Below are 12,952 nucleotides of genomic sequence, written 5' to 3'. Positions count from 1 at the left end.
ATTTTTAATGAAGAAAGCGATTGTCAATCAAGGCGTTGAAGGAAGAAACGAGAAGAGTTTATGTTTATAAATGACTCGAGTTGCGACCGAAACAACGTAGAGTGCAAACGCTTGACTCAATAACGAAATGTCACCTATGTATGGCGTGACTTATTATACAGGAGGTGCAAAGTATGTTTGCTATTATTGAAACAGGTGGAAAACAAATCAAAGTAGAAGAAGGTCAAGAAATCTTCGTTGAAAAATTAGACGTAAACGAAGGAGATACTTTTACATTTGATAAAGTATTATTTGTAGGTGGAGATTCAGTTAAAGTTGGAGCGCCAACAGTTGAAGGTGCAACAGTTACTGCTACTGTTAATAAACAAGGTCGCGGTAAAAAAATCACTGTATTCACATACAAACGTCGTAAAAATTCAAAACGTAAAAAAGGCCATCGTCAACCATACACTAAATTAACAATCGATAAAATCAACGCGTAATTATTATGATTACTGTTGATATTACAGTTAATGATGAAGGCAAAGTAACAGACGTTATTATGGATGGCCATGCTGACCATGGTGAATATGGTCATGATATCGTTTGTGCTGGAGCTTCAGCTGTATTGTTTGGTAGTGTTAATGCGATTATAGGATTGACATCTGAGAGACCAGATATCAATTATGACGACAATGGTGGTCATTTTCATATAAGAAGCGTTGATACAAATAACGATGAAGCGCAACTAATTCTTCAAACAATGCTTGTGTCTTTACAAACTATTGAAGAAGAATATAATGAGAATATTAGATTAAATTATAAGTGAGGTGCATTCCGATGTTAAAATTAAACTTACAATTCTTCGCATCTAAAAAAGGGGTAAGTTCTACAAAAAACGGACGTGACTCTGAATCAAAACGCTTAGGTGCTAAACGTGCTGACGGTCAATTCGTAACAGGTGGTTCAATTTTATATCGCCAACGTGGTACTAAAATTTACCCTGGTGAAAATGTAGGTCGTGGTGGCGATGATACATTATTCGCTAAAATCGACGGCGTTGTTAAATTCGAACGTAAAGGTCGCGACAAAAAACAAGTTTCTGTATATGCAGTAGCTGAATAATTTTGTCTAGTTAACACCAGAAGTGAATCTTCTGGTGTTTTTTACTTTTTATAAAAGGTTTTTCATTATTATTTTAATTATGTTATTAAAAAATGGGAATTTTAGACGTTATACTAAATGTACAACTGCATAAGAGCCCCTAATCGCTAAACTATAAGGGGACAAAAGAATACAGTTGCAGTATAAAAAGCAAAAAAAGTATCATATTTGGTATTCGGAAATATCAGCAATTTGAGTAAAGTAAATTTAAAAGCAACTGCATAAGAGCCCCTAATTATTTACAATATATAAGGGGCTCTAATATGCTATAATTATTGGGAAAATGAAAATTATATGTAAAAGAGGTGAGATATATGTTTGTCGATCAAGTCAAAATATCTCTTAAAGCCGGTGATGGTGGTAATGGTATTACCGCATATAGAAGAGAAAAATATGTACCATTTGGTGGACCAGCTGGCGGTGACGGTGGTAAAGGTGCTTCAGTCGTATTTGAAGTGGATGAAGGTTTAAGAACGTTATTAGATTTTAGATATCAACGTCATTTTAAAGCAAGCAAAGGTGAAAATGGCCAAAGTAGTAATATGCATGGTAAAAATGCGGAAGATTTAGTATTAAAAGTTCCACCTGGTACAATTATTAAAAATGTTGAAACAGACGAAGTGTTAGCAGATCTTGTTGAAGATGGTCAAAGAGCTGTAGTAGCGAAGGGCGGTCGAGGTGGCCGAGGTAATTCACGTTTTGCAACACCTAGAAACCCTGCACCTGACTTCAGTGAAAAAGGTGAACCAGGTGAGGAATTAGATGTATCTTTAGAATTGAAATTATTAGCTGATGTAGGATTAGTAGGTTTCCCTAGTGTGGGTAAATCGACTTTATTATCTATCGTTTCAAAAGCTAAGCCTAAAATTGGGGCATATCATTTTACAACGATTAAACCAAATCTAGGTGTTGTTTCAACGCCTGATCAACGTAGTTTTGTTATGGCAGATTTACCAGGTTTAATTGAAGGTGCATCTGATGGCGTTGGATTAGGACATCAATTTTTAAGACATGTAGAGAGAACAAAAGTTATTGTTCACATGATTGATATGAGCGGTTCTGAAGGTAGAGAACCTATTGAAGATTATAAAGTCATTAATCAAGAATTAGCTGCGTACGAGCAACGTTTAGAAGATAGACCTCAAATCGTAGTAGCTAACAAGATGGATTTACCTGAATCACAAGATAATTTAAACTTGTTTAAAGAAGAAATTGGCGAAGATGTGCCAGTTATTCCAGTTTCAACAATAACGCGTGATAATATTGATCAATTATTATATGCAATAGCAGATAAATTAGAAGAATATAAAGATGTTGACTTCACAGTTGAAGAAGAGGAGTCAGTTGGCATTAACCGAGTATTATATAAACATACACCGTCACAAGATAAATTTACAATTTCAAGAGATGATGATGGTGCTTATGTGGTAAGTGGTAATGCTATTGAAAGAATGTTTAAAATGACTGACTTTAACAGTGATCCAGCAGTACGTCGATTTGCTCGTCAAATGCGTTCGATGGGTATTGATGATGCACTTAGAGAACGTGGTTGTAAAAATGGTGATATCGTTAGAATTCTTGGCGGAGAATTTGAATTCGTTGAATAGGAGCGTAACATGATGGACAATAAAGATTATAAAAAGTTTTATTTAATTAGAGAAGATGTCTTGCCTGAATCCGTGGTTAAAACATTGAAGATTAAAGATGCCTTAAAAAGTGATCCGACATTGTCCATTTATGATGCCGTTAAACAGTTTGATCTATCTAGAAGTGCTTTTTATAAATATAGAGAAACGATATTTCCAGTAGACGATAAAATGCTTGACCATCGAGAATTTACATTAATTTTATATGTAACTGATATTGTGGGTATGTTGGCACGTGTACTAGATGTTATATCAAAGTTAGAACTATCTGTATTAACGATTCATCAAAGTATTCCAATGGAAGAAAAAGCAACAATAACATTATCACTGAATGCTAAATCTAAAGAAACTTCAGTAGAAGATGTTATTGGTGCTTTGAGAAATTTAGATTATGTATCAAAAGTAGAATTAATTAGTATGAGTATGTAAGGATGTGCCTATAATGTACGCGTATGTCAAAGGTAAGTTAACACATTTATATCCTACACACGTAGTTGTTGAAACTGCTGGTGTTGGTTATGAAATTCAAACACCAAATTCTTATCGTTTTCAAAAGCATCTAGATCATGAAGTTTTAATTCGTACATCTTTAATTGTTCGTGAAGATGCACAATTATTGTATGGATTTAGTAGTGAAGAAGAGAAAGATATGTTCTTGAGTTTAATTAAAGTTACTGGTATTGGTCCGAAATCAGCTTTAGCTATTTTAGCGACAAGTACGCCTAATGAAGTAAAACGTGCCATTGAAAATGAAAATGATACGTATTTAACTAAATTCCCAGGAATTGGTAAGAAAACGGCAAGACAGATTGTCTTAGATTTAAAAGGTAAAGTGAAAATCACTGAAGAAGATAGCGATTCATTATTACAAGTAGACGCTACTTCGACGGTGCAAGATCAATTCGTGCAAGAAGCAATGTTAGCGTTAGAAGCATTAGGTTATTCTAAACGAGAGCTTGCAAAAGTTGAGAAAACGTTAAATAAAAATAAATATGACTCAGTTGATGAAGCTGTTAAGGCAGGTCTTCAATTAGTTGTATCTTAATTTTAAATAGATTAATAGGGGAAGTGTTGTCATGAATGAGCGTATGGTTGATCAATCAATGCATAGTGAAGAAACTGATTTCGAATTGTCGCTTAGACCTACGAGATTACGACAATATATTGGTCAAAATTCAATAAAAAGTAATTTAGAAGTATTTATTAAAGCGGCTAAACTTCGTCATGAACCATTAGATCATGTATTGCTTTTTGGCCCCCCTGGATTAGGTAAGACAACATTATCTAATATCATTGCCAATGAAATGGAAGTTAATATACGTACAGTATCAGGGCCTTCATTAGAAAGACCTGGTGATTTGGCTGCAATTTTATCAGGACTTCAACCTGGAGATGTATTGTTTATTGATGAAATACACAGACTGAGTAGTGTTGTTGAAGAAGTGTTATACCCTGCAATGGAAGATTTCTTTTTAGATATTATCATTGGTAAAGGCGATGAGGCTAGAAGTATCCGTATCGACTTACCTCCATTCACTTTGGTAGGTGCAACAACGCGAGCTGGCAGCTTAACAGGTCCACTAAGGGATCGATTTGGTGTGCACTTAAGATTAGAATATTATAATGAATCAGATTTAAAAGAAATCATTATTAGAACAGCTGAGGTTTTAGGCACAGGTATTGATGAAGAAAGTGCCATTGAACTTGCTAAACGTTCTAGAGGGACTCCAAGAGTAGCAAATCGACTATTGAAGCGGGTAAGAGACTTCCAGCAAGTGAATGAAGATGAACAAATATACATTGAAACAACGAAGCACGCATTAGGTTTACTTCAAGTTGATCAACACGGACTAGATTACATTGATCATAAAATGATGAACTGTATTATTAAGCAGTATAATGGTGGACCTGTTGGTTTAGATACGATTGCCGTAACAATTGGTGAAGAACGTATTACAATTGAGGACGTTTATGAGCCATTTCTTATTCAGAAAGGCTTTTTAGAACGTACGCCACGTGGCAGAAAAGCAACACCATTAGCTTATGAACATTTTGCAAAGTCGAATGAGGAGAGAGGATAACGTGAATATTGAAGAATTTGACTATGACTTACCAGAATCATTAATTGCTCAAACGCCTTTAAAAGATCGTGATCATAGTCGTTTATTAGTCATGGATAGAGAAACTGGTGAAATGAAACATTTACATTTCAAAGATATCATTGAGTATTTTAGACCTGGTGATACATTAGTGCTTAACGATACGCGAGTAATGCCAGCTAGACTTTTTGGTTTAAAAGAAGAAACTGGTGCAAAAGTTGAAATGTTAATGTTAACTCAAATTGAAGGTAATGATTGGGAAGTCTTACTGAAACCAGCTAAGCGTATTAAAGTTGGTAATAAATTGAATTTTGGTAATGGCAAAATTATAGCTGAGTGCATAAAAGAAATGGATCAAGGTGGACGCATCATGCGTTTACATTATGAAGGTATTTTACAAGAAAGATTAGATGAATTAGGGGAAATGCCACTGCCACCATACATCAAAGAACGTTTAGATGATCCAGATCGTTATCAAACAGTTTACGCTAAAGAAAGTGGTTCAGCGGCAGCACCAACAGCAGGATTACATTTTACTGATGAGTTATTAACTGAAATTAAAAATAAAGGCGTTAATATCGCATTTGTTACATTACATGTTGGGTTAGGTACGTTTAGACCGGTGAGCGTCGATGATGTGAATGACCACGAAATGCATAGTGAATATTATCAAATGACACAAGAAACAGCTGATTTATTAAATGATACTAAGTCCAAAGGACATCGCATTATATCAGTTGGTACAACTTCAACACGTACACTTGAAACAATTCGACGCGATCATGATAAATTTGTTGAAACGAGTGGCTGGACTAATATATTTATTTATCCAGGATTTGATTTTAAAGCAATTGATGGCCAGATTACTAATTTTCATTTACCAAAATCAACATTAGTTATGCTAGTATCAGCGTTTAGTACTCGTGAAAATGTTCTGAATGCTTATAAAACAGCAGTAAATTTAGAATATAGATTCTTTAGTTTTGGCGATGCAATGTTAATTATATAAAAAGAATGTGAGGATTTTGAATATGCCTGCAGTAACATACGAACACATTAAAACTTGTAAACAATCAGGTGCGCGTTTAGGTATCGTGCACACACCACACGGTTCATTTGAAACACCTATGTTTATGCCAGTTGGTACTAAAGCAACCGTTAAAACAATGAGTCCAGAAGAGTTAAGACAAATTGAAGCAAAAATCATTTTGGGCAACACATATCATTTGTGGTTACAACCCGGAAATGATATTATCAAACACGCTGGGGGATTACATAAATTCATGAATTGGGATGGTCCGATTCTTACAGATTCAGGCGGTTTCCAAGTGTTTAGTTTAAGTAATTTACGTAAAATTACAGAAGAAGGCGTGGAATTTAGACATCATACTAATGGGTCTAAATTATTTTTGAGTCCTGAGAAATCAATGCAAATTCAAAATGATTTAGGATCTGATATTATGATGGCATTTGATGAATGTCCACCGATGCCTGCTGAATATGATTATGTAAAAAAATCTATTGAACGTACAACACGTTGGGCGAAAAGATGTCTAGATGCACACCAAAGACCTGAAGATCAAGCATTGTTCGGCATTATACAAGGTGGCGAATATGAAGATTTAAGAGAACAAAGTGCAAAGGATTTAGTAGAATTAGATTTTCCTGGTTATGCAATCGGCGGTTTGTCAGTTGGTGAACCTAAACCGGTTATGTATAAAATGGTTGAACATACAGAGCAGTTTATGCCTAAAGATAAACCAAGATATTTAATGGGTGTAGGATCTCCAGATGCGTTAATCGAATGTAGTATTCGCGGCATGGATATGTTTGATTGTGTCTTACCGACACGTATTGCCAGAAATGGTACTTGTATGACATCGCAAGGTCGTTTAGTTATTAAAAATGCAAAATTTGCAGATGATTTAAGACCGTTAGATGAGAATTGTGACTGTTATACATGTCAAAACTATTCAAGAGCGTATATACGTCATTTAATCAAGGCAGAGGAAACTTTTGGTATTCGTCTTACTACTATTCATAATTTACATTTTCTGCTAAAATTAATGGAAGATATAAGACAAGCCATTCGAGAAGATCGTCTTTTAGATTTCAAAGAAGAATTCTTCGAGCAATATGGATTAAATGTTGAGAACCCAAAAAACTTTTAAGCAAGAGGAGCGTATAAAATGCAATTTTCATTACTAATATATATAGTCGTAATTTTTGCGGTTATGTATTTCTTGATGATCAGACCACAACAAAAACGTGCGAAACAGCATCGTGAGTTGATTAATAACATTCAATCTGGTCAAAGAATTACAACTATTGGTGGTATTAAAGGTACTGTTAAAGCAGTAGATGAAACAACTGTTGTTATTACAGTTAATGGTCATGGTACTGAATTAACTTTCGAAAAACCTGCTATTAAACAAGTTGACCCTTCATAACGAGAAGTGGTATTAAAAAGGATGAAACGAATAGCGTTTCATCCTTTTTAAGTTATAAGTAGTATGTAGAATAGCTTATTTTTATTCCAAAAAAAGAAATTGTGATACATAATAATTGTTAAATTTAAATTAAATATATCTATGACTATTTTTACTCCCTGCTCTAGTATGTTAATATGTATAAGGCTAATAAATTTTGTAAGAAAGATTTAACTTGCGTTATAAAATAGTATTCAAGTATTCTAAATACATACGTAAATAATGAGGTGTTCATGTGAAGAAAAGTAGTAGAATAATTGCGTTCTTGCTTTTAGTCGTATTGTTGTTTGCCGGAATGGCTGCAACTTATAAAAGTGTTATAAAGAATGTCAATTTAGGACTTGATTTGCAAGGTGGATTTGAGGTGCTTTATCAAGTCGATCCTTTAAATAAAGGCGACAAAATAGATAAAAAAGCCTTACAATCAACAGCGCAAACATTAGAAAATCGTGTTAACGTTTTAGGTGTTTCGGAACCTAAAATTCAAGTTGAAGAACCTAATAGAATTAGAGTTCAACTTGCTGGTGTAACAGACCAGAATGAAGCACGTAAAATTTTATCTTCTCAAGCTAATTTAACAATTCGCGATGCAGAAGATAAAGTAAAATTAAGCGGTTCTGATATTAAACAGGGATCTGCCAAACAAGAATTTAAACAGGAAACAAACCAGCCTACAGTTACTTTTAAAGTAAAAGACAAAAACAAATTTAAAAAAGTAACGGAAGAAATCTCTAAGAAACGTGATAATGTCATGGTTGTTTGGTTAGATTTCAAAAAAGGTGACAGCTATAAAAAAGAAGCACAAAAGAAAAACCCTAAATTTATTTCTGCAGCAAGTGTTGATCAACCAATCAATTCTGATAGCGTAGAAATCTCGGGTGGATTTAAAGGACAAGAAGGCGTTAAAAAAGCAAAACAAATCGCCGAATTGTTAAATGCAGGTTCTTTACCAGTTGACTTGAAAGAAATTTATTCAAACTCAGTAGGTGCCCAATTTGGTCAAGATGCATTAGATAAAACTGTGTTTGCATCGTTTATTGGTGTAGCATTAATTTATTTATTCATGCTTGGATTCTACCGATTACCTGGTTTAGTAGCGATTATTGCATTGACAACTTATATCTATCTAACGTTAGTAGCATTTAATTTCATTTCCGGGGTTCTAACTTTACCAGGATTAGCGGCGTTGGTATTAGGTGTAGGTATGGCTGTAGATGCCAATATTATCATGTATGAGCGTATTAAGGATGAACTTCGAATAGGTAGAACGATAAAGCAAGCCTTTTCTAAAGCAAACAAAAGTTCATTCCTAACAATTTTTGATTCTAACTTAACAACAGTTATCGCCGCAGCAGTATTATTCTTCTTCGGTGAAAGTTCAGTTAAAGGTTTCGCGACAATGTTATTATTAGGTATTCTAATGATCTTTGTTACAGCCGTGTTCTTATCAAGATTCTTATTATCATTACTTGTTTCATCAAATATATTCAAAAATCAATTTTGGTTATTTGGTGTTAAAAAGAATAAACGACATGATATTAATGAAGGTGTAGATGTTCATGACCTTAAAACTTCATTCGAGAAATGGAATTTTGTTAAATTAGCTAAGCCATTAATTGGAGTAAGTATTTTAATTGTAGTTGTCGGTTTAGTTATTCTTTATATCTTCAAGTTAAACTTAGGAATTGATTTCTCAAGTGGTACACGTGTAGATTTCCAATCTAAACAAGCAATTACTCAACAAAAGGTTGAGCAAGTTGTAAAAGATAGTGGACTTAAAGCGGATCAAATTCAAATCAATGGTAAAGATAATAAAGTAGCAACTGTTCAATTTAAAGACGATTTAACGCGTGCTCAAGATAATAAATTGAGTGATAATATTAAATCGAAATTCGGTGACACACCTCAAATTAATACTGTATCACCAATTATTGGACAGGAATTAGCAAAAAATGCAATGCTTGCATTAATCTATGCATCGATAGGTATCATCATCTATGTATCATTACGATTTGAATGGCGCATGGGTCTTTCATCTGTATTGGCATTATTACATGATGTATTCATTATAGTAGCGATTTTCAGTTTATTTAGAATTGAAGTAGATTTAACATTTATCGCCGCTGTATTAACAATTGTCGGTTATTCAATTAATGATACAATCGTAACGTTTGACCGTGTACGTGAAAACTTACAAAAGGTTAAAGTGATTACGACAACAGAACAAATTGATGATATCGTTAATAGATCAATTAGACAGACAATGACACGTTCAATTAATACAGTATTAACAGTTATTGTAGTAGTAGTTGCTATACTATTCTTCGGTGCTCCTACGATATTCAACTTTACTTTAGCATTATTTATCGGATTGATTTCTGGTGTATTCTCTTCAATCTTCATTGCCGTTCCGCTATGGGGAATAATGAAAAAACGTCAGTTGAAAAAATCGCCGAAACACAAATTAGTTGTATATAAAGAAAAGAAATCGAACGATGAAAAGATTTTAGTTTAAAATGAATTAAGCGGTATGTGAAACAATAAAGAGTTCACATACCGCTTTTTACTTTATTTAAATTTAACAAAATATATATAAATAAGTTCCCGCATTCATTTTTAAAAAATGGTATAATTAAAGTCTTGATTATTTAGATAAGTGCTTTTTATTTAAAGTAATTTTAGATATAATGTCTTTTGGAAATGAGGCGTAAATATATATGATTAAACCGAAGTATAAGTGGAAATTAACTAAACCAGCTGAATACATAAGTGATGAATTAACATCAAAATTAAAGTTAACGCCAATCGTAAAAAAAATATTAGAAAGTAAATCGATTATTGATGAACAAGCAATTGAATCCATCATTTCAGACACAGATGTCAATCATGATGCATTGCAATTGAGCGATATGACTAAGGCTATTGAAAGAATTAAAAGAGCGATAGCGAATGATGAGAAAATCCTAGTTTATGGTGATTACGATGCCGACGGTGTTACCTCAACTACAATTTTAGTGACAACATTACAACTTTTAGGTGCACAAGTAGGATGGCATATTCCTAACCGCTTTACCGAAGGATATGGACCAAACGAACTAGCATTTAGAAATGCTCATGATGAAGGCATAACATTAATCATAACTGTTGATAATGGCATACAAGGTCATAATGAAATTAAAATGGTTCAAGATTTAGGAGTTGATGTCATTGTAACTGATCATCATGAAATTGGTAGTACATTACCAGAAGCATATGCAATCGTACATCCAATGCATCCATCGTTTAATTATCCGTTCCAACAATTGTGTGGTGCAGGTGTTGCATACAAATTAGCACAAGCATTGATTGAAAATGTACCTGATTATTTTAAAGCATTAGTTGCGATAGGTACCATTGCGGATTTAGTATCCTTAACTGATGAAAATCGATCATTAGTGAAACAAGGATTAAAAGTCTTAAATGATCAATGTCCGACCTCTGTTAAAGCATTGCTAAAAGAAGCGGGATACAATGACAATATTGATGAAGAAACAATTGGTTTTATTATTGGACCTAGACTTAATGCTGTAGGTCGTTTAGATGACGCATCATTAGCTTGCGAATTGTTGATGACTGACGACGAAGAAGAAGCTGCATTTTTAGCAGAACAAGTTGAACATTTTAACCGTGAAAGAAAAGATATTGTAGCAACTATCACAGAAGAAGCAATGGCTATGGCAGAAACGAAAGTTAAAAAGGGAGATTTATTTTTACTTTTAGCAAAAGAAAATTGGCATGAAGGTGTCTTAGGTATTGTTGCTTCGAAAATTGTCGAAACATTTGCTTTGCCAACATTAATTTTAAATATTGATAGGGAGCAAAATCATGCAAAAGGTTCCGCCAGATCAATTGATCAAGTGTCGATGTTTGAAATACTATCAGCACATCAAGAGTTAATCGCTAAATTTGGCGGCCATCATATGGCTGCAGGTATGACGATGGATATTGAAAATATAGAATCGTTAGCTGAAGGTTTAAATAAATGGATGAAAGAATTATCTAAAACAACTTCGTTAGATCCCGTAAAGCCAGTAGACGTATTATTAACAGAAAATGATATAACGATTAAAAATATTCGTGATATGAATCGTTTAAGACCCTTCGGAACAGATTTTTCTAGACCTATTTTTGAAATGGATGATTTATCAGTTTCTTCAGTTAAGGCGATCGGTCAACAAAAAAATCATCTAAAATTGACACTTGGTGAAAGTAATATCGCCGCGCTATTTTGGCAAAATGGACACTTAGAACCTGAGTTACAAGATGAACAGCCAATTAATATATTAGGATCTGTTCAAATCAACGAATGGAATGGTAATCAATCACCGCAATTAATTATTCAAGATATTGCGATGAATGAACAGCAAATATTAGATTATAGAAGTAAGCGAAAAAGTTTACCTTTTACAGAAAATGATGAAAATATTGTCGTGCTTATTCATCCTAAAAGTGATAAAGTAAATGCGAATGAATATTATTATGGTGAAGAAATTAAACAACAAACTGATAAAGTAGTATTAAGAGATTTACCAACGTCAATGGAAGACTTGTCTAATTCCTTGCAACAACTGCAATTTTCTCAACTTTATATAGTTTTGCAACATAATCATTCGATTTACTTCGATGGTATACCTAATATGGATATTTTTAAAAAGTGTTATAAAGCATTAATAACTAAACAAGAAACAAATATCCAGAAAGAGGGTATGTTATTGTGTCAACATTTAAGTGTGAAACCAGATACACTTAAATTCATGTTGAAAGTTTTCTTAGACTTAAAATTTGTAACACAAGAAGATGGTTTAATTCGAATCAATCAACAACCTGATAAAAGATCGATTGATTCCAGCAAAGTATATCAATTAAGACAACAACGTATGGATGTTGAAAAGCAATTATTATATCAAGATTTTTCAGAAATAAAAAATTGGATAAAGTCACAATTGTCGTGAGCAATTTAGGAGGAAATATTAATGGATTTAAAGCAATACGTATCAGAAGTTCAAGATTGGCCGAAACCAGGTGTTAGTTTCAAGGATATTACTACAATTATGGATAATGGTGAAGCATATGGCTATGCAACAGATAAAATTGTAGAATACGCAAAAGACAGAGATGTTGATATCGTTGTAGGACCTGAAGCGCGTGGCTTTATCATTGGCTGTCCTGTAGCTTATTCAATGGGGATTGGCTTTGCACCTGTTAGAAAAGAAGGGAAATTACCTCGTGAAGTCATTCGTTATGAGTATGACCTAGAATATGGTACAAATGTTTTAACAATGCACAAAGATGCAATTAAACCAGGTCAACGTGTGTTAATTACAGATGATTTATTAGCTACTGGTGGTACGATTGAAGCAGCAATAAAATTAGTTGAAAAATTAGGCGGTATCGTAGTAGGTATTGCATTTATAATTGAATTGAAATATTTAAATGGTATTGAAAAAATTAAAGATTACGATGTTATGAGTTTAATCTCATACGACGAATAATAAATAATATAATTTTATCAAATGAAATCCTTCATCAAATGTAT

General features: G+C 33.4%; 13 protein-coding genes and 1 other annotated feature (1 of these 14 running past the window's edge). All 13 genes read left to right on the top strand.

The genetic code is table 11. From position 1 onward, the window contains the following. Positions 1–161 (top strand) — a sequence feature (ribosomal protein L21 leader region) (it extends 36 nt beyond the left edge of the window). A 12-nt stretch (positions 162–173) separates the two neighbouring features. The 13 genes from rplU (at position 174) to NSS86_RS06830 (ending at position 12,908) form a co-directional block, all read left to right on the top strand. Further along, positions 174–482 carry a 50S ribosomal protein L21 gene (gene rplU / locus NSS86_RS06890; protein ID WP_000457386.1) on the top strand — a complete coding sequence of 103 codons (309 nt, stop codon included), beginning with the start codon at positions 174–176 and terminating at the stop codon, positions 480–482. 5 nt (positions 483–487) lie between these two features. After that, a complete protein-coding gene (locus NSS86_RS06885) occupies positions 488–808 on the top strand; it encodes a ribosomal-processing cysteine protease Prp (RefSeq protein WP_000633692.1) in 321 nt (106 codons plus the stop codon). Positions 809–819: 11 nt separating this feature from the next. Further along, complete coding sequence (rpmA, locus tag NSS86_RS06880) at positions 820–1,104, top strand: 50S ribosomal protein L27 (RefSeq protein WP_000916187.1); 285 nt, start codon at positions 820–822, stop codon at positions 1,102–1,104. Between the two features lie 353 nt (positions 1,105–1,457). Next, positions 1,458–2,750 carry a GTPase ObgE gene (gene obgE, locus NSS86_RS06875; protein ID WP_000496100.1) on the top strand — a complete coding sequence of 431 codons (1,293 nt, stop codon included), beginning with the start codon at positions 1,458–1,460 and terminating at the stop codon, positions 2,748–2,750. Between the two features lie 12 nt (positions 2,751–2,762). Next, complete coding sequence (locus tag NSS86_RS06870; RefSeq protein ID WP_000368902.1) at positions 2,763–3,218, top strand: ACT domain-containing protein; 456 nt, start codon at positions 2,763–2,765, stop codon at positions 3,216–3,218. Between the two features lie 13 nt (positions 3,219–3,231). Continuing rightward, positions 3,232–3,834, top strand: coding sequence for a Holliday junction branch migration protein RuvA (gene ruvA, locus NSS86_RS06865; protein WP_000271550.1), 603 nt, complete (start codon positions 3,232–3,234; stop codon positions 3,832–3,834). A gap of 31 nt (positions 3,835–3,865) precedes the next feature. Continuing rightward, positions 3,866–4,870, top strand: a complete 1,005-nt coding sequence (gene ruvB / locus NSS86_RS06860) for a Holliday junction branch migration DNA helicase RuvB (protein WP_001005768.1) — start codon at positions 3,866–3,868, stop codon at positions 4,868–4,870. 1 nt (position 4,871) lies between these two features. Continuing rightward, positions 4,872–5,897 (top strand): tRNA preQ1(34) S-adenosylmethionine ribosyltransferase-isomerase QueA, encoded by a 1,026-nt coding sequence (gene queA, locus NSS86_RS06855; RefSeq protein ID WP_001019178.1) that lies wholly within the window; start codon positions 4,872–4,874, stop codon positions 5,895–5,897. A 22-nt stretch (positions 5,898–5,919) separates the two neighbouring features. Then, positions 5,920–7,059, top strand: a complete 1,140-nt coding sequence (gene tgt, locus NSS86_RS06850; protein WP_001112045.1) for a tRNA guanosine(34) transglycosylase Tgt — start codon at positions 5,920–5,922, stop codon at positions 7,057–7,059. 18 nt (positions 7,060–7,077) lie between these two features. After that, a complete protein-coding gene (yajC, locus tag NSS86_RS06845; protein ID WP_001160682.1) occupies positions 7,078–7,338 on the top strand; it encodes a preprotein translocase subunit YajC in 261 nt (86 codons plus the stop codon). A 274-nt stretch (positions 7,339–7,612) separates the two neighbouring features. After that, positions 7,613–9,892 carry a protein translocase subunit SecDF gene (gene secDF, locus NSS86_RS06840; protein WP_000749795.1) on the top strand — a complete coding sequence of 760 codons (2,280 nt, stop codon included), beginning with the start codon at positions 7,613–7,615 and terminating at the stop codon, positions 9,890–9,892. A gap of 202 nt (positions 9,893–10,094) precedes the next feature. After that, positions 10,095–12,368: a single-stranded-DNA-specific exonuclease RecJ gene (recJ, locus tag NSS86_RS06835; protein ID WP_000595011.1), complete on the top strand. Its 2,274-nt coding sequence runs from the start codon at positions 10,095–10,097 to the stop codon at positions 12,366–12,368. A gap of 21 nt (positions 12,369–12,389) precedes the next feature. Beyond that, a complete protein-coding gene (locus tag NSS86_RS06830) occupies positions 12,390–12,908 on the top strand; it encodes an adenine phosphoribosyltransferase (protein ID WP_000364542.1) in 519 nt (172 codons plus the stop codon). Positions 12,909–12,952 lie beyond the last annotated feature (44 nt).

The sequence above is a fragment of the Staphylococcus sp. FSL W8-0056 genome, assembly GCF_037963075.1.
Classification (GTDB): domain Bacteria; phylum Bacillota; class Bacilli; order Staphylococcales; family Staphylococcaceae; genus Staphylococcus; species Staphylococcus aureus.
Note: the sequence above shows the minus strand (reverse complement) of the source record. Positions and strands in the feature narration are given on the sequence as shown.